Source organism: Aquificaceae bacterium (assembly GCA_037481935.1).
GTDB lineage: Bacteria > Aquificota > Aquificia > Aquificales > Aquificaceae > Pampinifervens.
This window is the reverse complement of the sequence record JBBFKQ010000006.1, coordinates 11,676-31,630: the sequence shown is the minus strand read 5'-3', so window position 1 is coordinate 31,630 and position 19,955 is coordinate 11,676. Positions and strand designations below refer to the sequence as shown.

18 protein-coding genes and 1 other RNA gene are annotated in these 19,955 nt (G+C 48.1%); 1 reads left to right on the top strand and 18 read right to left on the bottom strand.

Annotation, left to right across the window (positions count from 1 at the left end):
* The first annotated feature begins 62 nt into the window (after window positions 1-62).
* A complete protein-coding gene (locus WHS43_06265) occupies window positions 63-749 on the top strand; it encodes a FliA/WhiG family RNA polymerase sigma factor (GenBank protein MEJ5339241.1) in 687 nt (228 codons plus the stop codon).
* Here WHS43_06265 and WHS43_06260 read toward each other — a convergent pair.
* The 18 genes from WHS43_06260 to pheT form a co-directional block, all read right to left on the bottom strand.
* Window positions 721-1,020, bottom strand: a complete 300-nt coding sequence (locus WHS43_06260; GenBank protein MEJ5339240.1) for a hypothetical protein — start codon at window positions 1,018-1,020, stop codon at window positions 721-723. The two genes, WHS43_06265 and WHS43_06260, sit on opposite strands and share 29 nt — an antisense overlap.
* The gene (locus WHS43_06255) at window positions 1,020-2,273 is read right to left on the bottom strand and encodes a pitrilysin family protein (protein ID MEJ5339239.1); all 1,254 of its coding nucleotides are present in this window, start codon (window positions 2,271-2,273) and stop codon (window positions 1,020-1,022) included. Before WHS43_06255 ends, WHS43_06260 begins: the two co-directional genes overlap by 1 nt.
* Window positions 2,270-3,523, bottom strand: a complete 1,254-nt coding sequence (locus WHS43_06250) for a pitrilysin family protein (GenBank protein ID MEJ5339238.1) — start codon at window positions 3,521-3,523, stop codon at window positions 2,270-2,272. The genes WHS43_06255 and WHS43_06250 overlap by 4 nt, the downstream gene beginning before the upstream one ends.
* A 32-nt stretch (window positions 3,524-3,555) precedes the next feature.
* A complete protein-coding gene (locus WHS43_06245; GenBank protein MEJ5339237.1) occupies window positions 3,556-4,044 on the bottom strand; it encodes a DUF29 domain-containing protein in 489 nt (162 codons plus the stop codon).
* Window positions 4,041-4,535, bottom strand: coding sequence for a DUF29 domain-containing protein (locus WHS43_06240; protein MEJ5339236.1), 495 nt, complete (start codon window positions 4,533-4,535; stop codon window positions 4,041-4,043). The genes WHS43_06245 and WHS43_06240 overlap by 4 nt, the downstream gene beginning before the upstream one ends.
* A gap of 6 nt (window positions 4,536-4,541) precedes the next feature.
* Window positions 4,542-7,937 (bottom strand): AAA family ATPase, encoded by a 3,396-nt coding sequence (locus WHS43_06235; GenBank protein MEJ5339235.1) that lies wholly within the window; start codon window positions 7,935-7,937, stop codon window positions 4,542-4,544.
* Window positions 7,918-9,069: an exonuclease subunit SbcD gene (gene sbcD, locus WHS43_06230; protein ID MEJ5339234.1), complete on the bottom strand. Its 1,152-nt coding sequence runs from the start codon at window positions 9,067-9,069 to the stop codon at window positions 7,918-7,920. The genes WHS43_06235 and sbcD overlap by 20 nt, the downstream gene beginning before the upstream one ends.
* Window positions 9,066-9,815, bottom strand: a complete 750-nt coding sequence (locus WHS43_06225; protein ID MEJ5339233.1) for a TIGR00730 family Rossman fold protein — start codon at window positions 9,813-9,815, stop codon at window positions 9,066-9,068. Before WHS43_06225 ends, sbcD begins: the two co-directional genes overlap by 4 nt.
* Window positions 9,805-10,071: a hypothetical protein gene (locus tag WHS43_06220; GenBank protein MEJ5339232.1), complete on the bottom strand. Its 267-nt coding sequence runs from the start codon at window positions 10,069-10,071 to the stop codon at window positions 9,805-9,807. The genes WHS43_06225 and WHS43_06220 overlap by 11 nt, the downstream gene beginning before the upstream one ends.
* Before the next feature lie 50 nt (window positions 10,072-10,121).
* On the bottom strand, window positions 10,122-10,646 hold the full coding sequence (locus tag WHS43_06215) for an NTPase (GenBank protein ID MEJ5339231.1): 525 nt from the start codon (window positions 10,644-10,646) through the stop codon (window positions 10,122-10,124).
* Window positions 10,643-12,235, bottom strand: a complete 1,593-nt coding sequence (gene carB, locus WHS43_06210) for a carbamoyl-phosphate synthase large subunit (protein MEJ5339230.1) — start codon at window positions 12,233-12,235, stop codon at window positions 10,643-10,645. The genes WHS43_06215 and carB overlap by 4 nt, the downstream gene beginning before the upstream one ends.
* Window positions 12,236-12,253: 18 nt before the next feature.
* The gene (gene mutS, locus WHS43_06205) at window positions 12,254-14,332 is read right to left on the bottom strand and encodes a DNA mismatch repair protein MutS (protein MEJ5339229.1); all 2,079 of its coding nucleotides are present in this window, start codon (window positions 14,330-14,332) and stop codon (window positions 12,254-12,256) included.
* The gene (locus tag WHS43_06200; protein MEJ5339228.1) at window positions 14,253-14,780 is read right to left on the bottom strand and encodes a hypothetical protein; all 528 of its coding nucleotides are present in this window, start codon (window positions 14,778-14,780) and stop codon (window positions 14,253-14,255) included. Before WHS43_06200 ends, mutS begins: the two co-directional genes overlap by 80 nt.
* Before the next feature lie 3 nt (window positions 14,781-14,783).
* Window positions 14,784-15,104 carry a hypothetical protein gene (locus WHS43_06195; protein MEJ5339227.1) on the bottom strand — a complete coding sequence of 107 codons (321 nt, stop codon included), beginning with the start codon at window positions 15,102-15,104 and terminating at the stop codon, window positions 14,784-14,786.
* 33 nt (window positions 15,105-15,137) lie between these two features.
* Window positions 15,138-16,874: a ribonuclease Y gene (gene rny / locus WHS43_06190; protein MEJ5339226.1), complete on the bottom strand. Its 1,737-nt coding sequence runs from the start codon at window positions 16,872-16,874 to the stop codon at window positions 15,138-15,140.
* Window positions 16,871-17,440: a 5-formyltetrahydrofolate cyclo-ligase gene (locus WHS43_06185; protein ID MEJ5339225.1), complete on the bottom strand. Its 570-nt coding sequence runs from the start codon at window positions 17,438-17,440 to the stop codon at window positions 16,871-16,873. The genes rny and WHS43_06185 overlap by 4 nt, the downstream gene beginning before the upstream one ends.
* Window positions 17,441-17,471: 31 nt before the next feature.
* Window positions 17,472-17,639: non-coding RNA, 6S RNA (gene ssrS / locus WHS43_06180), on the bottom strand.
* On the bottom strand, window positions 17,637-19,940 hold the full coding sequence (pheT, locus tag WHS43_06175) for a phenylalanine--tRNA ligase subunit beta (GenBank protein ID MEJ5339224.1): 2,304 nt from the start codon (window positions 19,938-19,940) through the stop codon (window positions 17,637-17,639). Before pheT ends, ssrS begins: the two co-directional genes overlap by 3 nt.
* Between the last annotated feature and the right edge of the window lie 15 nt (window positions 19,941-19,955).

Here is a 19,955-nt window from a genome sequence, read left to right as displayed (position 1 = left end):
TAAATATATACTTAAATCTTCTGCGCTACCCTGATAAGGCTCATAACCGCTAAAATATTCCCATGACCTCAGAGGAAAAAGATTTGGTGCTGTCTTACCTTCCCCTAATCCAGCAGATAGCCTACCGAATTCACAGACACCTGCCAGCCTCAGTGGATGTGAGAGACCTTATAGGATATGGGGTGCTGGCTCTCGTGGAGGCTCTACCAAAGCTGGACAGGACAAAAAACCCGGCTGCCTACCTGAAGTTGCGCATAAAGGGGGCCATGTATGATTATCTGAGGAGTCTTGACTTTGTCAGCAGAAGTCTCAGGTCAAAGGAAAAGGCAATAAGAGAGGCAATGGAGAAGCTAAGTATGGAAAAGGGCGGTGAGGTGAGCGACGAGGACCTGGCACAGTATCTTGGCGAAAGTCCAGCAAAATTGAAGGAAGACCTGCAGGCTATAAGCTTTTCATACCTTCTGAGCCTTGACGAGATCTTTCAGGAGGGCAGAAGCTATGAGGAGCTCTTTGAAAGCAAGGAGGAGGGGCCTGAGGAGGCTGTTATAAAAAGAGACATGAGGGAGAGGTTGCTCAGGGCTGTTGAAAGCCTTGATGAAAGAGAAAAACTGGTGCTCCAGCTTCTCTACTATGAAGAACTGCCAGTGAAAGAGGTGGCAGGGTTGCTGGGAATATCTATGGCAAGGGTCTCTCAGATAAAGGCTGGTGCCATTGAAAAGCTCAAGAAGTATTTAACCTCTGCTGGATAAGCTCAAGTAGCTTCTCATAAGTGTATCTCAGCTCATAGGCCATGCTCACCAGCTTTGAGTCTCTTGAGGCCTCTGCCCTTTTTACAAGAGGTATAACAACTCTGCTCAGCTGGTCTGAATACTCCTCAAAGTCAGCTTTCATCTCTTCCTCTGTAAGGTCATCAATGCTTACAGAATATGTCCTGTAGAGCATCTTTGCAGATAAGAGAGTGTGTTCAAGCTCTTTCTGCAGGTCACCTCTGTCAAGCCCGGCCTTTGTAAGGTCAGCCATCAGGGTTCCACCACCACGCAGTGATGAATTTTAAGGTATTTTTCCCTAAGCTTCTGCACATCTTCAAAGCGAACAGCCTTTATCCTTTCTGGATACTCTTCATCCGCTTTCCAGCCAAAGCCCATCACCTCAAAAAATCCCAGATACCAGGCCTGCCTTGCCCTTGTCTGATGAGCCAATAAAAAGTCGCCGATTATCTTATTTTTTGCCAGTTCCACGTCTTCGGGCTTAATGTCCGCCTTTTTGACCACTTCCACCATGTCTCTCAGAGCGTCCTCTCTTTTTTCCGGGGATGTGCCTATGTAGGCTATGAGCCTTGGGGAGGCAAGGCGAGTGGGATAGGTAGAGTAAACAGCATAGGCGTAGCCCCTTTTCTCCCTGAGCTCTTTAAAGAGCTTTGAAGTCATTCCATCTCCAAGAACAGAGTCCAGCACCTTAAAGGCGAAGTATTCTTCACCCCTGAACTCAGGTGCATCAAAGGCACAGAAAACGGTTGCCTGAGAGCCCGGTCTTTTTACCCTCTCAAGAAGGTCTTCCTTCATAGGCACATCTGTAGGGTTTATCCAGTAAGCGCCCTCAGGAATTGCAGAAAAGACCTCCTTCAGAAGAGGCAGGACCTCCTCCCCTTTGAAATCTCCCACAAGGGCTACCACCATATTTCTGGACTTAAGAACCTCATGCCACCTTTTTATCACATCCTCCCTGCTTATGGCTTTGATATCCTCTTCCAGTCCAAGCGGAACCACCTGATAGTTTGAGCCCCTGTAGGTTAGCCTTCTGAGGGCATCCATGGCAAGCTCATGCCCCCTTTCTCTTCTTGACTTTATTGCCTGAAGGGCATTCTGCCTTTCTCTCTCAAGGTCCTCCTGAGAAAAGAGGGGCTCAAGAAGCATGCTTTTTATAACCTTCAGACCCTTTTCCAGACCATCCACCTTTGTGGAAAAGCCTATCTCCACATAGTCATCCCCCGTGGAGGCATATATGCTCCCTCCATAGTCTTCAAAGGCACTGGCGACTTGGTAAGCGTCATAGCTTTTTGTGCCCTTTGTAAGAAGGGTGGCAGTCAGATTTGTAAGACCCCTCTTATACTCTCCGTGAGTTCCCGACTTTATGAAGATAACTCCAGACACTATACCCCTACCCTTTGTCTCCTTAATTATGAGTTTTACTCCGTTCTCAAGAGTGTATTCCTGCACCTTTGCACCTCCAGAGGAAAAGCTGAAAAGCAAAAGCAAGAGTATTATAAACCTCATCTTTCTGGCACCATGATAACTTCGCTATAGGGCTTGCTGAGGATATACTTTTCCAGAACCCTCAGCACATCCTCTCTTCGCACGCTTCTTATGTTGTTCTCAAAATAAAGGTAGTAGTCAAGAAGACCAACCACAGTGAGGGAGTAGCCTATGTAGAAGGCGTCTCTTTCAACCCTTTCAAGGGCAAAGGCTTCAGAGTTTATTACCCTCTCTTTTGCCTTCTGGAGCTCTTCCTCTGTTAACCTTTCCTTCAAAGAGTTCATCAAATCAAACACCTTTGACTTGACTTCCTCAAGCCTATTCTGGTCAAGAGTTGCAGATACAAAGAAGATATTATCCCTTGGTCTTCCAAAGTCTCCGGTGGATATGCTGTATACAAGTCCCTTCTCTCTCAGCTCCCTGTAAAGTAAGGATGTCCTGCCGTTGCCCAGTATCTGGTCAAGCACCACAAGGGCATAGTATTCCTTTGTGCCTATGGCAGGCACTCTCCAGCCTATGAGCCAGTAGGTTTTTTCAACCCTTCTGTCTTTTATGGTTTTGCTTCTGCTTTCTAACTGTTCTGGCTCAGGGATTAGCTCAACGCGTGGCACGGGCTTTCCCTCCTCCTTCCCGAAGGTTTTGAGCACCTCCTGATAGACCTCCTCCGGCTCCACATCCCCAACCACCACCACATACATGTTCCTTGGCTGGTAGAAGTTTCTGTAAAAGTCAAGGAGCATATCCCTTGTAAACTTCTGAATGGTTTCTTCGTAGCCTATTATGGGATGGCGATAGGGTGAGACCTTGTAAAGTAGCTTTTCAAATTCTTCCCAGAGGACCGTTGTGGGGTTGTCTTTGCCGCGCCTGAGCTCTTCTATGACTATAGGCTTTTCCTTTTCTACCATGTCCTCAAGTAATAGGGGCTTCTGGGTAAGCTGATAAAGCACATCCAGTGCCTGCCTCCAGTAGGGCTTGGCTATGGTTATATGGTAGAAGGTGTATTCCTTTGATGTGCCGGCGTTCAGATTACCACCAAGACTTTCCACCATGTAGTCTATCTGACCATAAGGATACTTTTCTGAGCCGTTAAAGAGCATATGCTCAAGAAAGTGAGCCATGCCTTTTTGCTGATAGTCCTCGTATACAGAGCCTACCCTGAACCACACATGGAGGGCTACCGCTTCTGTATCATCCCTGCGGTTTACGATTAGCTTTGCACCGTTAGGTAGTTTATAGGTTTTGAGTTCTCCGGCAAAAACTGCTGTAGCCATAAAAAACACCTCCAGAAATATTAAAAATAGTTTCATTGCCCCTTTCTCAGGTTTCTGGTCATGGCTTCTTCATAGGTGTAGGGACACTCTTTGCGAATGTGGAAGTCCTCTGGGTTATAGCCATTGTCTTCGAGCCAGTTTTCTATCTTCCTTCTTGCGGAGCCCCATGCCAGCTCAATCCCCAGCGGTAGTTTCTTCTTCAAACTGGGTGCCATGTCAAAGGCGTCAAGTATTTTGCTTCTTGCTGACCTTATACTCTTGAGCCATCCTATACCACCAGTCTCTCCACCAATAAGGCTCCTGAAATGGTCCCACTTATACATGTGATCCAGTATTCTTGCCAGCTGGCTTATACAGGTTTTCAGGTCAGAGCGTGCCATATCTTCTATCTCCTCCAGCAGGTTCTCCCAGTCCACGAGCTCGTAGAGCCTTTCTCTCAGAAGTTCATAGTTTATCTGCGCCCACAGGGGGAAGTCCTTTTCGTAGAGTTCTCTTAACTCTTCTTTGCTCAGGGTTTTCATGAGCTTATAACCTCGCCTATGTTTCTATTCATTGCCATATCGTAGGTATAGGGGCACTTCTCTGGAATGCGGAATTTTTCAGGGTCGTAGTCATTGTTTCTGAGCCACACTCTCAGGTTTTTTCTGGCACGCCTCCACGCCCTTTCTATCTCCTGAGGTATTTTCTTCTTCAGGCTTGGGTATTCTTCCAGAATGGTTTCAATCTCATCTCTTGCATTTTCCACGCTTTTTATCCATCCCTTTCCTGCAGTCTGTCCACCTGCCAGCTCTCTAAAATGGTCCCATTTATACATATGCTCAAGAATTCTTGCCAGCTGACTTATGCAACTATCAAGGTGCTTCTGAGCCATGTCCTCTATCTCCTCCAGCAGGTTCTCCCAGTCCACGAGCTCAAAGGCTTTTTCCTTCAGAAGTTCAAGGTTTATCTGAGCCCACAGGGGGAAGTCCTTTTCGTAGAGTTCTCTTAACTCTTCTTTGCTTATGGTCTTCATAGCTTTTTAATATATGACCTTCAGCCTTGCAGAGCCACCGCTTTTTTCCACCTCAATACGCTGCGAGAACTTCTCCGCTATGTCCTCCACATGGGTTATTATGCCTACAAGCCTGTCTGTGGACTGCCTTATGAGGTCAAAAAACTCCGATAGGGACTCTCTCGTTTCCCTGTCAAGAGAGCCAAAGCCCTCGTCGATGAAAAGACTTTCAAGGGGTGCATTCTGGGAAAGTATGTCCGCAACCGCAAAGGCAAGGGAAAGGCTTGCAAGGAATGTCTCACCACCACTCAGGCTTGACACTATTCTATGATGGTCGGTGGTGTGGTCGTAAACATGAAGGTCTCCATCAAGCAGGTCAAAGGTAAACTGTCCGGCTGTAAACTTGAAAAGGTAGTAGCTTGCCCTTTCTGTGATTCTTCTCAGCATGAGCTGGCTTACAAACTCAGGAAACTGATTGTCTGCAAGGTCATTCTTTAGCCTCTCATACAGGCTTACCTGCCACTGGAGCTCGGTCAGGACCTTTTCGAGCTCTTCCCTCTCAAGGAGTTCCCTCTTGAGCTTCTCTATCTCACCCTGAAGGCTTCCGTATGTTTCCCTGTTCTGATATAGCTCTGAGCTCAGCTCTCTGAGCCTTTCTTCCACATAGTGGGTTTCGGGAAGGTGTTTGAGGGCTTCAAGTCTCTTTTCTAGGCTCTCAAGCCTGCTCTGGAGATTGTGTCTCTCCTTCTCGTAGTCCTCTATATGCTTCTGAATTGCCCTTATCTCCTCCTGACTGAGGGCGCATTTTATTGCCTCTTCAAGGCTTCCGAACCTCTCCTGAAGCTGGTAGAGCTCAACGGATAAGCTTGCCCTCTGCTTCTGAAGTGAGGATATGAACTTCTCCATGTTCTGTATGTCTGAGACAAGCCTTGCCTCTTCCGCTCTTACTTTCTGCAGGTATGATACTGTATTCTGGTATTCCTTCTGCACCTCCCTGACCTTTTTTTCAAGCTCCTCCATCTTCCTCTTCAGTCTCTGGGCTAAAAGCTCAGAGGGTTTTTCCCCTGTTATTTTTACCACCTCCTCCTCTATCTTTATGAGCTTTTCTTCTACAGAAGCCTTCTGAGACTGGAGTCCTCTGACCTTTTCATTGAGTTCTGCAAGCCCTTTTTCCACCTCTGATAGTTCTTTCTGTATCTCCTCCAGCTTCTGCATGAACTTTCTTTCCTTCTCTCTAAGGGACCTGAGCTCCGCATACTCCTTTTCAACTCTCTGAACCTCCTCAAGCACAGCCTCAACATCTCCACCCAGCGAGGTAAGTATGGACTGCTCTTCCTCCTCAAGCCTTTTAAGAAGAGTCAAACTCGCAGAGACCTTTTCCCTGAGCTCTGCCTCCTGAGACCTGAGCAGGTCAATTTGCTTTGAAAGCTCTCCGTGTCTTTTTCTGAGAATGTTAAGCTCTTGCTCCTTTTTCTGGACAGTTTTCCTTTTTTCCTGCATTTCTTTCAGGCTCTTCTGCACTTCAGAAAGCCTCTTTTCAATTTCTTCCTCGGAAAGTCCACCCAAGAGGCCTGAAAGCTCTTCCTCCTTCCTTTCAAGGAAGGATATGTTGGCATGGGCTTCTGAAAGCTCTTTCTTTAGCCTCTCCCTTTCCTCCTCAAGCTCTTTCAGTCTATGCAAAATCTCCTGCAGGTCCTCCTCAGATTTCTCAGATACAAGATGTCCAACGGTTCCACCACATACGGGACATGTATCTCCCTCTCTGAGACCTGCCCTTATCTCAAGTGCGTAGACATCAAGCCTCTTCTCCTGAAGCTTTTCCCTCTCACTTTCTAAGAGTCTCAGGCCCTCCTCCAGCTCCAGCACCCTGCTCTGATAGAGCTTTTTCTTATTCCTGAAGTCCCTGAGCTCTACAGCCCTTGCATGCAGGTCTCTCAGCCTTGCCTCCTCCTGAAGAAGTTCTCCTTCCACACTCAGAGATAGCCTGAGGGCCTCCAGCTCCCTTTCAAACTCCTCTATCTCTTCCGTCAGACTGTTCTGCTCATCCAGTTTTGCTCTGAGTTCTTCCCTTTTTTTATCAAGCTCTTTCTGCAGGATGCCCTTTTCCTCTCTTAGCCTGTCCTCCTCTTCTTTCATCTCCTCAAGTTTCCTGATTTTCCCCCTGAGCTCCTCCACTCTTATCATTCCATCCTCCACGCCCTTTTCTTCAAGGGCTCTGATGGCTTCACTGACCTGTCTTGTAATGTCAAGCCCCTTTGAAAACCTCTCTCTTAGCTCCTTTTCCTTCTCACTTCGCTTAGCCATCTCCCTCTCCACTGTGCCTATTTCTTCCTCCAAGCTGTCTCTTTCCCTCCTGAGGCTTGCATATTGCTGAAGGATTTGAAGAAGACTGCCAAGTTCAAGCCTTTTTTTGTTATAATCTTCAAGGCTTTCAAACTCCTCACGTATCCTCCTGAACTCCTCTTCCACCATCTGTCTTTCATCTGAGCACTTCTTCAGGTCAAGTTCTCTGCCCTGTTTTTCCCTCAAGAGCCTTTCTTCTTCCTTCAAAAGCCTTTCGTAGTGCTCTATCTTTGGCAGGTGGGGCAGTATCTCAAGGGCACGCTCAAGGGTCTGCCTTTTTCCCTGTATGGTCTCTTCCTCAGAGATGAGTTCGCCGAGCTTTTCCTGCACCTCCTCCTTTTCCCTGAGCAGGCCGTCCCTCTCTCTGCAGAGGGAAAGGGTTTTTTCAAGTTCAGACTTTTCCCTAAGGAGCCTTTCATACTCCTTCTCAAGCCTGCGGACCTCCGCTTCCTTTCGGGCAACTTCTTCAGGGCTTATGTGTGAAAGCTGTTCAAGCCTCAGCTGCAGAGCCTGAAGCCTGCTCATAAGACCTCTATACTCCTCTCCCACAAGCTCTTTTAAAGCGGAAAATAGCCCAGAAAAGCCTAAAAGTGAGTTGAGTATCTCCCTTCTTTCCCTCTGCTCCTGAGGCTTTAGAAATCTGTCAAACTGGTTCTGTGGAAGGAGAATCACCTTTGTAAAGGTATTGTAGTCAAGTCTGAGGATATCCTTTATGTGCCTCCTTAGCTCCTCTTCCTTGAAGGGTTTTGGCTTTCCCTCCTCGTAGAACCTGAAGTCCGACTGAGCCCTTTTCTTCCCCGCTTCGTATTCTCTTTCTACCCTGTATCTCCTGCCCCTCACAGAAAACTCCAGAGCCACACGCATAAAATTCTGACCTCTTGAAATCAGATGCCTGTGGGCTTTCTCACCTCCATATCTGGGCACAGTTCCGTAGAGGGCGTAGCATAGGGCATCTATGAGGCTTGTCTTTCCTGCCCCAGTCCTTCCCTTTATAACGAAGAAATTCAGGGGTGAAAAGTCCAGGCTGTGCTTTCCTCTGTAAACGGTAAAGTTTTCAATTTCAAGCCTTATGGGTCTCATGACTGGCCCTGACTATAAGGTCTTGAAGTAGAGACTTCAAGCTCTCAGCTGGCTCTACCCTGTATTTGCCCCTGTGGAACTCCTCATAAAGGCTCATGAGGTCAAGCTTTTCATCCAGACTTTCCCTGCTTTCAGAGGTGCCCACTGGCTCCATCTCAAGCCTTGCGAGCTTATCCCCGAGGATTCTGTTTATGTAATCTTTCTTTAGCTGAAAGGAGGGGTCCCCCATCCTGACCTCCATCTGCACCTTTACCAGCACATCCCTTAGAGCTATAGGTTCGAGCACGCCCTCTATGCTCTCTCCCTCCCTGAGCCTTATCTCCACCAGCTGTCTTTTTAGGTCAAGCCTTACAGGCTCCACTCTTGCCATTCCATCCTCAAGCACCACCAGGTTCACAAACTTATCCATCCCCTTCTCTGAAAAGTCTATCTGGTATAGACTGCCAGAGTAGTAAACCTTTGGTGCTGTTCCTTCTATCCTCTGGTTTCTGTGCACATGTCCCAGAGCCACATACTGAAAGGTATCAGGGATGGATTCCGCTTTTACCGCATAGTAGGGGCTGACGCTTGAGTAGAGTTCACTACCTGCTATCTGAGCCCTGTCCACCATCAGGTGGGCCATGAGTATCCTGTATGGTGCATCCTCCAGCTCCCTGGCAAGAGCTTTCATGTATAGCTGCACCTTTTCTGCGTAGCTCCTCCTCTTTTCTTCATCAAGGTGGGTTATAACACGCTCATCCGGATATGGAAGGCAGGCAACTTTTAGCTCATGGTAATGGAATATGGCTTCTTCAGGCTTTTTTGAAGGTCTGTCAAAAACATGAATGTTTGCAAGCCTTCTCAGATTCCTGTATATCCTCATAAAATCATAGCTGTCATGGTTCCCTGCTATGAGAAGTATATGTGTTCCAAGGGTGTTTATCTCAGTGAGAAAGTCCATGATTAATTCCTGAGATTCAAAGTCGGGGTTCCTCTTATCAAATATGTCCCCGGCTATCAGGAGTATATCTACTCTGTTATCTCTGCATATGTGCTTCACCTGCTCAAGGGCATAGAGGAGGTCTTCGTTCCTGCCTATCCTGTCGTAAAGCTTTTTACCTGCATGAAGGTCTGCAATGTGAAGAAGCCTCATGGTAGGACACCCGCCCCCGCCAGTATGGTTCTTAACCTTTCAAACACTGGGTTGAAGGGCTCCTCCCTTTCAAGCCTTCTGTAAAGGGTCAGCATCTCATCAATTATAAGCTCAACAGCCTCCTCCGGGCTGTCGCACAGAGATATGAGGCCTATGTCTCCCTGGTCAATGGTGCCATAAGAAACCATTGTGTTTTTCATAAAGTCCAGAAGGGGCTTCCAGTATTCAGAGCCAAAGAGGATTATGGGGAATCTCGGGCTTTTGCCTGTCTGTATGAGCGTCAGGGCTTCGAAAAGCTCATCCAGGGTGCCAAAGCCTCCAGGGAATATGAGATAGGCGGTGGAGTATCTGAGAAGCATCACCTTCCGGACAAAGAAGTAATCAAAGTTCAGGGAAAGGTTCTGATAGGGGTTGGGCACCTGCTCTGTGGGTATCTGGATATTCAGACCAACAGAAAGCGTTCCTGCATCTTTCCCACCTCTGTTGGCGGCCTCCATTATGCCTGGACCGCCACCGGTAACTATGTGAAAGCCAAGACTTCCAAGCATGAAGGCAGTCCTGTAAGCCTTCTTATAGTAGGGGTCTGTTTCAGGGAGCCTTGAGCTTCCAAAGAAGGTTATGGCTGGTCCCACAGAAGACAGCCCATCAAAACCTTGGACAAACTCGCTCATTATCTTGAGCACTCGCCAAGTATCACCCTGTTTTATCTTGAGCTCTTCTATGAGCCTTATCTCTTCACTGTTCATTCAGGTCTTTTACCATACCCTCCAGCTTGAGCATATCCCCCTCCTGAGGCTGGTTAACATTGCTGGCATACCTTGGGCGCTTGTAGCTGGCTGTGGTCCTTTTACCCTTCTTCTTTGCCTTTATGCTTTTCCCTTCCTTCTTAGCCTTTCCCTGCACAGTCTGCTTCTTTGGCTGCGTGCCTGCAAAGGAAAGGTCTGTGGGCACGGAAAGGCTAAGGACTGAAAGAATAGAAGCAAAAATTAATATTTTCCTCATAACAACCCTCCTTTGCCCCAGAGGGGCAGGTAAAACTATACCCCAAAAATTCAGTTTATGTCAAGAAGGTTCAGGATGTTCTCCACAAGTGCATCTCTGTTTTCTTTCGTTACCTCCATAAGGACTGCGCCCTTTAACCTTCTTATCTCTGCAACAAGGGGATGAACATCCCTTGTGGGTATGGTTATCACCATGCTCTTTCTGGGGTCGTGGATGAGCTTCCTCACAAGCCCCACAAAAGTCTTTGAGAAAAGCTCCATCTTGCCCACTTCGTCTATGACCACTATCCTGTCTTCACTCAGGGCTTTCTGAAGCACCGGGATTGCAAGGCTTTCAAACCTCTGCACGTTTACTCCATAAGAGCCAACCAGGTGCTTTGAGGTAAAAGTTTTGCTTGCAAAGAGCAGACTTTTGCCCTCCGTGGTGACTATTTTGAAGCCGGTGCGTTTTCTGGTCTGCGGGTCTCTCACCTCCTCCGTCCAGAAGCCCACAGCTCTATCCCCCAGATGCTTGAGAAGTTTCTTTATGAGAGTAGTTTTGCCCACGCCGGGCTCTCCGGTAAGGACTATCTTCATAGGTCCTGAAGGGCGTAGACCTTTAGCCTTCCTCCATGTTTTATGTAGCTCTTTATAGCCTCAAGCATGGCGTAGCCCCCCCTCACTGTAGTTGTGTAGGGTATATTATACTGCACTGCAGACCTTCTTATATGGTAGGCATCGCTCCTTTCCTTCCTGCCAGTTGGCGTGTTTATTATAAGGTTTATCTCCTGGTTTTTTATCATGTCCACCACGTTTGGCCTTCCCTCAGAAACCTTCAGAACATGCTTTACATCCAGTCCCCTTTCTCTCAGGAACCTGTAGGTCCCTCCCGTGGCGTAAACTTCAAAGCCCAGCTCAAGAAATCCCCTTGAAAGGTCAACCACTTTTGGCTTATCTCTGTCTGCCACGCTTAGAAAGACCCTGCCTTCAAGTGGAAGCCTGCTACCGGCTGATAGCTGTGCCTTGTAGTAAGCCAGTCCAAAATCCTCCGCTATGCCCATAACCTCTCCCGTGCTCTTCATCTCAGGTCCAAGCACAGGGTCTTCCTCAGGAAACCTGTTCCACGGGAAAACCACCTCTTTGATAGAGTGTATCCTCTTACCTGAGGGCATGAAGTCGCTGGCAAAGTGCGCATTACCCTTCTGGAGCCTTTCAAAAACCTCAGGCACAAGCTCTCTCAGTTTCTTACCAACTCCTACAAGGGCAGAGAGCTTCGCCAGAGGATAGCCTATGGTCTTGCTCACAAAGGGCACCGTCCTTGAAGCCCTGGGGTTTACCTCAAGCACGTAGACTTCCCCCTCCTTGACTGCAAACTGAAGGTTTACAAGACCCTTCACACGGAGGGCTCTGGATATAAGTTTTGACTGTCTTTTTATCTCCTCCACCACCTCCTCAGAGAGGGTGTAGGGTGGGATGCTTGCGGCGCTGTCTCCTGAGTGGACGCCAGCCTCTTCTATGTGTTCCATTACAGCACCTATGAGGTAATCCTCACCATCCCCTATGGCGTCCACGTCCACCTCCACGCTGTCGGAAAGATACTTGTCTATGAGTATGGGTCTTTCAAAGCTGACGCTCACCGCCTCTTCAAGATACTGCAGAAGCTCATCCCTGTCGTAAACTATCCTCATGGCTCTTCCACCCAGCACATAGGAAGGCCTCACAAGAACGGGGAAGGTGAGTTCCTCTGCAATCCTCAGAGCCTCTTGATTTGTCCTTGCTGTTCCGCTGGGAGGCTGTTTTATTCCCAGGCTTTCTATGAGCCTTCTGAAAAGCTCCCTGTCTTCAGCCATGTCTATGCTTTCTGGTGGTGTGCCAAGTATGTTAATGCCAAGGTTTTTCAGGGGCAGAGAAAGTTTGAGGGGAGTCTGACCCCCAAACTGCAAAAACACCCCATCGGGCTTTTCCCTTCTTATTACCTCAAGCACATTCTCAAGAACAACGGGCTCAAAGTAGAGGGCATCTGCAGTATCATAGTCCGTAGATACTGTCTCGGGGTTGCAATTGAGCATGATGGTTTTTATACCCTGCTCTCTGAGGGCAAAGACTGCATGCACGCAGGCATAGTCAAACTCTATTCCCTGACCTATTCTGTTTGGACCACTGCCAAGAATGAGGACCTTTTTCATTAAGTCTAATATTTTACCTCAGGACCTGGATTTTCTCAGGCACAGAAGCTTTTCCTTCAACTCTGCCAGTTTCATAAGTGCCTGAAGGGGTGTTAGATGGACAAGGTCAAGCTGGAGTAATTCTTCAAGTAGTGCCCTTTCCTCCTCCCTTAGGCTTTCCTGATAGACCTTCTCCAGAACTGGAAGGGTCTTTGAAGTGGTAAGCTCTGCAAGAACCTCCTTGGCTCTTTTTACAACCTCTTCTGGCAGTCCTGCCTTTTTTGCAACCCTTATGCCGAAGCTCCCTTCAGCCCTCCCTGGTCTAAGGACATAAAGAAAGTTTATGTCTTCACCATCTTTGCTTACCGCCATGTGGTAGTTTCTGATACCTTTTCTGTTTATCTCCGTAAGCTCTAAAAAGTGTGTTGCCACCAGGGTCCGTGCCCTTATATGCTCCAGTATGTATTCCACTATAGCTCTGCTTATGGCAATGCCATCATAGGTGGATGTTCCCCTTCCCACCTCGTCAAGCACTATGAGGCTCCTGCTATCTGCGTTGTTGAGTATACTGGATACTTCCAGCATTTCATTCATAAAGGTGGATACTCCAAGGGCAAGGATATCTCCAGAGCCTATGCGGGCATGGATTGAGGACACAATTCCGATTTTTGCAGACTTACAGGGAAGGAAAGAGCCCATGTGTGCCATGAGGGTGAGCAGTGCGGTCTGCCTTATGTAGCTGGACTTTCCCGCCATGTTGGGACCGGTTATGATGAAAAGAAAGTTCTCCTCGTCCATATGGGTGGAATTGGGGGAGTATGTCTTTACAAACTCCTCAATTACGGGATGTCTTCCCTCCTCTATGTGTAGGACCTTTTCCTCCACTATCTGCGGTCTTACCCATCCCTTCTCTATAGCCACGGCGGCAAGAGACTGAAGATAGTCAAGCCAGCCTGTAAGTCTTGCGTTATGGGCAAGCTCTTCCAGCCTTCTAAGAATTCTTTCTCTCAGAGACATAAAAAGCTCATACTCAAGGCTGTTTATCTTGCTCTGGGCAGAGAGTATTTTTTCCTCAAGCTCTTGAAGGTAATCGGTGGTAAACCTTTCTGCGTTTGAGAGGGTCTGACGCCTGCGGAAGTAAGGAGGCACATACCTGAGATTGGGCTTTGTCACCTCCACATAATAGCCCATTACCCGGTTAAAGCCAATTTTGAGGCTCTGAATGCCTGTTTCCTTTCTTAGCTTTGCCTCATACCCATCTATGAGTTTCTGGGCGTTGTCCCTATAATAGCGGAGCTGGTCCAGCTGTGGGTCCACGCCTTCTCTTATAAGACCTCCCTCTCTCACATGCAGAGGGGGGTCATCCACTAGAGTTCTCTCTATGTCTTCTCTCAGGTCAGAAAGCTCCAGAAGACCATCATAGACCTCCCTCAGAACCTCTACAGTCACATCTTCAAGACTTCTTTTAATCCTTTCTGTAGACTCCAGCGCCCTCTTTATCTGCACTATGTCCCTCGGTGTTGAAAGCCCCCCGCTAATCCTGCTTATGAGCCTTTCAAGGTCTGGCATGTTTTTGAGGCTCTCCCTCAACTGCTCTAAAAGCCTTCTGTTTCTTGTTAGCTCTTCTACAGCATCCTGAACCCTCTCAATTGAACTTATTTCCCTGAAGGGGTGCATTATATGAAACCTCAGCCTTCTTCTTCCCATACCAGTAAGGGTTTTGTTCAAAACCCCAAAGAGAGAATACTTTTCTGAGCCCTCGTAAGACTCTAGAAGCTCCAGACCTCTGCAAGTTCTATAGTCTATCCTTACATAACCCTCGTCCGTATAAGGCTTTGGTCTTCCCACAAAGGGAAAGAAAGATTTCTGGGTCTGTTTGAGGTATAGATAGAGTCCACCAAAGGGCAACAGCTCTTCCTCTCTTTCAAAGCCAAGGCCTTTTGCGCTGAATATGTTCATATCTTCAAGGAGCATCTTTAGACCTTCATAAAAGTATTCTTCTGCCACAGCGCTTCTGAAAAGCTCCAGCTCCCTGATTTCAAAATTCAGACTTTCTGGAATCAAGAGCTCTCTGGGGGAGAACTTGAGAATAAACTCCCTTGCTCCCCCCCTGCTCAAAGCTACCTCCTACAAACTCCCCGGTGGCAGGATTGAGATAGGCACACATATAAAGACTTCCACGCCTCAACAGGCCGGCAAGCCCACAGGATTCCTTTTCAAAATATGTGCCTGGGGTTATAACCCTTACCACATCCCTCCTTACAAGCCCCTTAGCCTGAGCTGAATCCTCCACCTGCTCGCATATGGCTATCCTGTAGCCTTTAGAGACGAGCCTTGAAATATAAGAGCTGGCAGAGTGGTAAGGCACACCACACATGGGTATCCTCTCTTTCCCCTTGCCTGCAGGTCTTGAGGTAAGCACAAGCCCCAGCTCCCTTGAGCCCAACTCCGCATCCTCGTAGAAAAGCTCGTAAAAGTCCCCCAGTCTGAAAAAGAGCAGACAGTCCGTATACTGCCTTTTAAAGTGATGATATTGAGAGAGCATAGGGGTGAGGTCTTCCTGCATGGCTCAGAGCAGTCCTGCTTCTTTCAGATCCTCTGTTCTTCTTATGGCGGGTGAAAGTGCAGTCCTTCTGTCCCATATAACAAAGCCTATCAGCGTCATCATACCAGCAAACAGCACCCCAAAACCCCAGAGCATAAAGTTCTTCAGGTCTCTGATTTCTTCCCTCACATCGTCTATACGCTTGTTTGTGTCTTCTATCTTTTGCATAAGAGCCTTCTGGCCTTCTTCTAGCCTTATTATTCTCTCCCTGTCTTCAAGGGTGAAGGGGACTTCCTTCGCACTTACCAGAGAAAACAGGATTACCAGAAAGGCCAAAAACCACATGCTATTAATTATAAGCCCGCCGAAGCGGGCAGATTACTTGGCGTATTCCACGTGCCTTGTTTCTCTTATGACCACCACCTTTATCTGACCGGGAAACTGCATCTCCTCCTCTATCTTTCTGGCTATGTTCTTGGAGAGCATATAGGCTTCCTCGTCGCTTATCTCCTCTGGACTTACTATAACCCTTACTTCCCTTCCTGCCTGCACTGCATAGGCGTTCTGCACACCCTTGAAGGACCTGACTATTTCTTCCAGTTTCTCAAGTCTCTTGAGGTAGGCTTCAAGGCTTTCTCTTCTTGCTCCAGGTCTTGCGGCAGAAAGGGCATCTGCGGCGCACACGAGGGCAACCTCAGGGTATCGGACGGGTTCCTCGTTGTGGTGAGCCTTTATGGCGTTGAGAACCGGGTCTGGCTCTCCGTAGCGTTTGCAGAGCTCAATGCCTATGTCCGTGTGCGAGCCTCCAAGTTCGTGGGATATGGACTTGCCCACATCGTGCAAAAGTCCTGCCCTTCTTGCCATTTTGGCATCAAGCCCAAGCTCCTCTGCCATCATGCCCGCTATGTAGGCAACCTCTTTAGAGTGTAAAAGCACGTTCTGAGAGTAGCTTGTTCTGTAGTAGAGCTTGCCTATGTAGTAGTAAAGTCCCGGGTTTACATCATAAAGACCCAGTTCCATGCAGGTCTCTTCTCCCATCTTTCTGACCTTTTCGTCCATTTCCTTTTTGACCTCGGCAACCACCTCTTCTATCCTTGCAGGATGAATCCTTCCGTCCTGTATAAGCCTTTCAAGGGCATCCTTTGCAAGCTCTCTTCTCATTGGGTCGAAGGAGGAAATAGTGACTATGTCTGGTGTGTCATCAATGATAAGGTCAACACCAGTGAGAAGTTCAAAGGTTCTTATGTTTCTCCCTTCTCTCCCAATTATCCTTCCCTTGAACTCGTTGCTGGGAAGTTCCACGGTGGTCGTGGTGTAGTTTATGGCAATCTCAGAGGAGAGCCTCTGAACTGCGGTGGTTATAACCTTTTTTGCCTCAAACTCTGCCCTTTCCCTTGCCTCTTCTTCTATACGCTTCATAACCCTTATGGCTTCCACCCTTGCCTCCTCCTCTACTCTCTTTAAGAGCTCTGTTCTGGCCTCCTCAAGGGTCATGCTGGCTATCCTCTGAAGTTCAAGAATTTCTCTGTGCCTGAGGGATTCTACCTCTCTTTCTCTTTCTTCAAGCTCTTTGAGTCTCGCCTGCACTTCTCTCTGAGCCTGGTCTATGTGCCTTTCCATCTCCCTTATTTCTTTTTCCCTCCTGTAAAGCTCCTCCTCGCGCCTTTCAAGTGCCTGAACCCTTCTTTCCAGGTTTGCCTCACGGTGCTGGAGAGACTGCTCCAGCTTCTGAATCTCCTGCTTCCTCTCTGCAAGGTATTCCTCCATTTCCCTGCTCTTCTTCTCAAGCTCCTTTCTTATCTTTTCCGTTTCTTCCTTAAGGGTAGCTCTGAGCCTGTCCGCCTCTTCCTGGGCAAGCCTGACTATCTTCTCCGCCTCTCTTTCCGAGCTGAGCCTCAGTTCTCTCACCTCTTCCTGAGCCTTCTTAAGTATTTCCTGAGCCTCTTCTCTGGCTCTGGAGATTACCTGCTCTGCTTCTCTCTTTTTTTCTTCCACATCCGTGGCTGCCTCTATCTGAGTGGGTGCCCTTCCACTCCTCTTTGAAAGTATAAAACCCACAAGCCCCCCGATGACCAGCGCCAAAAAACTCACAATAAGAAGCACTTCCACGCTCATATTTCCTTACCTCCTTGATAGATTTTTTCCTCCGTGACCACAAGGTCAACAGGCATGTCCCAGTCATCCCTTGGCACCTCCTCCAGAAGCTGAAATTGATAGCACACTCCCACCTTTAGCCCCCCAAGCCTCTCTAAGAGCCTGTCATAGTATCCCTTCCCATAACCTATGCGGTATCCCTCCCTGTCAAAGGCCACACCAGGCACCAGAGAAACATCCACCTCTTCAGGGTTTACCTCCTCACCCCCAGAGGGCTCAGGTATGCAGAAGGCACCCGGGCTCAGGTCCACACCTTCCTCAACTCTTATGAGCTTTAGTCCATCCCCTTCTACCTTTGGAAGAAGAAGGGATTTTCCTTCTCTTATCACCCAGGAGAAGAGAAGTGTTATGTCAGGCTCCCCCCTGTGAGGGCAGAACATAAGAACTGTCTTTGCCTCCCTCAACTGCTCAAGGCTCAGCAGGTTTCTGACTACACCTTCTGATAGCCTTCTCCTCTCTTCCTCTGTGAGTGCTTCCCTCTTATGTATGAACTTCTTTCTTATATTCCTTTTGTCAGCTACCTTCATCTTCCGCCTCCTTTGCAGGAGGGGAAGGCAAGAAATACCCGCCCATGCCGTGGAGGAAGGAGCCTTCGGTGGGCCCCAACAATAACAGGTGGGTGCCCTCCCGGAAAGCCTTTCTGGCCCCTCCGGAGACCGGGCTCCCTATTGCCTCACCATGTGGACCCCAATATAAACTCCTTCACCACGCACAGGGCAGGCTCTATCTCAGCTTTGCCCCAAACTTCTCTTCCAGCTCAGCTACTATTTCTTCTACGAGCCTGTTAACCTGCTGGTCTGAAAGGGTGCCTTCTCTGCTTCTAAACACCAGCCTGAAGCTAACGCTCTTCTTGCCTTCCCCAAACTTCGGGTCTGTATAAAGGCTAAAAACCTTCATGTCTTCCACCAGCTCTTTTTCCCTGATATGGAATATTAATTTATCCAGACTCACCCCTTTGTCCATAAGTAGGGTGAGGTCCCTCAGCACGGGTGGATACTGGGCAAAGGGTTTATAGGTTCTTATTCTCTCTTTAAGAAGACTTAGCCTTATCTCACCCACCATAACCCTGTGTCTTATACCCAGCCTGTCCTGAAGAGCAGGGCTAAGAAGACCAAAGTATCCAACCTCCCTTCCGCCTGCATAGAAAACCCTCTGAATGCCGGGGTGAAGGAAAGGTAGAGCAGAAGCCTCAGAGGTGAAGTTTTCTGAGTAGTTCCTGAGAACGTCCTGAACAAGGCTCAGTCCATCATAAGGGCTGTATTCTTCCTCTGGAAAAAGCCTCCTGTAGCCAGTCATGAGAAATCCGAGCCTCGGCTCTTCCTCCTCAAGAAAAACCTTTCCGAGTTCAAAGATAGCCATGCTGTAGTTGTAATTTCTTGTATTATTAATACACACTCTCAGAAGGGATGGTAGAAGGGAGGTTCTCATATACCTCTGGGTTTTGTTTAGGGGGTTGACAAGCTCCACCTTTGGCAGTGGAAGTGATAGAAGTTCGTAAAGTTCAGAGTCCTCAAAGGAGAAGGTTATCACCTCGGTAAAGCCTCTGCTCACCATAAGGCTCCTCAGCCTTTCCTCCAGACTTTCCACCTGTGAAGGTCTTGAGGGCTCCCTGAGGATGGGAGACCCCACTTCCGAGTAGCCCCCTATCCTGAGAAGCTCCTCTATCACATCCACATCACCCTGCATGTCAAAGCTCCTGTGAGGCGGAATATGAACCTCCACACCACACCTCATTACCTGATGGGGTATTTCAAGGGCTGTGAGAGCCTCTGAGACAAAATTTCTGTCAAAGTCTCTTCCTGAGTATCTTCTGAACTTTTCAAGACTCAGAAAGACCCTTTTGGGTTGGTAGGGCTCTGGATAGACATCCTTCAGGGCTGTAAGCCTTTCACCTGCCAGCTCAAGAACCAGCTTTATGGCAAGGTTCTGGGCGGTCTTTACTCCTTCTATGTCCACGTTTCTTTCAAACCTGTAGGAGCTATCCGTCTGAAGGTTCAGAGACTTTGCGGACTTTCTTATTCTGTATGGGTCAAAGTAGGCGGACTCAAGGAGTATGCTTTCTGTGTCCTCCTTCACGCCACTTTCCAGCCCTCCCACCACGCCCGCAAGGGCAAGGGGCCCATCTGTGTCCGCTATGAGAAGGTTTACAGGGCTCAGCTCCCTCTCGCTTCCCATGAGGGTAGTTATACTCTCTCCCTCCACCGCATCCCTGACAACTACTGGGAAGTTCACTCTTTTCAGGTCAAAGGCATGCAGGGGCTGACCTTCCAGAAGCATTACATAGTTGGTGATGTCCACCACATTGTTTATGGTCTTTATACCGCACTGCCAGAGCCTCCTTCTGAGCCAGAGGGGTGAGGGTTTTACTCTCAGACCCTCTATGACTGCACCCCTGTATCTTCTGCAGTCCGGAGATTCAAGCCTTATGTCAAGGTTTCCAGAATCCTCAAATTCTGGGTATTCTCTTTTCTTCTTTTTAACACCCATTATGGCGGATATTTCTCTGGCAAGACCCTTTACAGAGAGCAGGTCTCCCCTGTTGGGAGTTGGTTCTATCTCAAGGATGTATTCCCCAAGGCCAAGAAGGTCATAAGCTGAAGTGCCTGGCTTTATGTCTTCATCAAGCACCAGCACACCTCTGGAACTATCCTCAAGCCCAAGCTCTTCTGCGGATAAAAGCATACCCTGTGAGATAATACCCTCAAAGTCCCTTTCTGTTATGCACATGCTTCCAACCTTTGCGTTGGGAAGTGCAAGAAGCACACCATCGCCCACCATTAGTGAATGGTCTGCAGACACTACCTGAAAAAAAAGCTCTTCACCCGCCTTAACCCTGTAAACGCTGAGATTTTTTGTGGGATGGGGCCTCTTTCCCACCACCTTTGCAAAGACCACACCATCAAGGTCAAAATCCCACCTGCTTAGAGAAGCTTCAACGCTCTTGAGAGTGAGCTCTTCCGCAACTCTCTGTGGGTCAAGACCTTCCGTATCTATAAATTCTGAAAGCCAGGAGAAGGGAAATTTCATAGAAATATTTTAATG